This is a genomic window from Microbacterium sp. BF1 (genome assembly GCF_019279095.1).
Classification (GTDB): Bacteria; Actinomycetota; Actinomycetes; order Actinomycetales; family Microbacteriaceae; genus Microbacterium; species Microbacterium maritypicum.
Genome location: NZ_JAGYWT010000741.1, coordinates 1 through 823, shown reverse-complemented (window position 1 = coordinate 823; position 823 = coordinate 1). Strand labels below are relative to the sequence as shown.

Genomic DNA, 823 nt, shown 5'->3' with positions numbered 1-823 from the left:
CCGTAGACGCAGACGGCGGCAACCCGCGGGGTCGACGCATCGGCGGCATCCGGGTTCTTCGCCTTGGCGACCAGGGAGCGCACCTTGCCGGGGGTGTCCGCGCCCTCGAGCGTCGTCAGGTCGATCAGCTTGATGATCGTGTCGAGCGCCCACGCCTTCGAGGTGGTCTTGATCGAGCGGGTGCCGAGCCCGGCAGCGCGCTGCTCCAGACCGACGGCGTCCACTCCGGGAAGTCCGTGCAGGAAACGCCGGAGCGTGGCGTCGTCGGGCTCTCCGCCCAGAACGTCCACCGCCGTCCTGCGGTTGAGTTCTTTGGTCGTCACTGTTCCTCCAACAATGCTCGTGCTGTGGTCTCATCGGTCACCAGAACGCCGCACAGGCCGCTGGTCACGACAGTGCGCGCGATGTCGTGCTTGGCGGGTCCCGCCGTGACGAAGATCGCGCGGGCGGCTCCGCGCAGGCGGTCGAGCGAGACGCCGACCGTTCGCGCATCGAGCTGTGAGTCGACGATGTTGCCCTCGGCGTCGACATAGCGCCCGAGAACGTCTCCGACCGCGCCACGACGCGCGAGCTCTTCCACGTCCTCGGCGCTGAGGTATCCGTTCTCGACGTGAGCGGAAGAGGCATCGCAGGGTCCGGCGGTAAACAGGAACGCCTGCGCCTCCGCGGCTTCTTCGAGCACCGCGGCGACCGTGCGGTCGGACTCGATCGCCTGCTTCGTCTCCACGCGCTCGAGGATCGCGGGGCTCGGAAGCAGGGAGACCTGTCCCGAGGCGCGCTGCGCGATCGTGACAGCGAGGCCGGCAGCACCGCCGGAGCGCCG

1 protein-coding gene and 1 pseudogene are annotated in these 823 nt (G+C 69.3%); both read right to left on the bottom strand.

What is annotated here, in order from left to right; all coding sequences use genetic code 11:
* Positions 1–323 (bottom strand): annotated as a pseudogene (locus tag KZA10_RS16465) (deoxyribose-phosphate aldolase); the annotation flags it as partial.
* The coding region (locus tag KZA10_RS16460; RefSeq protein ID WP_306300835.1) for a sugar-binding domain-containing protein at positions 320–823 on the bottom strand (504 nt) is incomplete at its 5' end. The gene KZA10_RS16460 and the pseudogene KZA10_RS16465, both read right to left, overlap by 4 nt.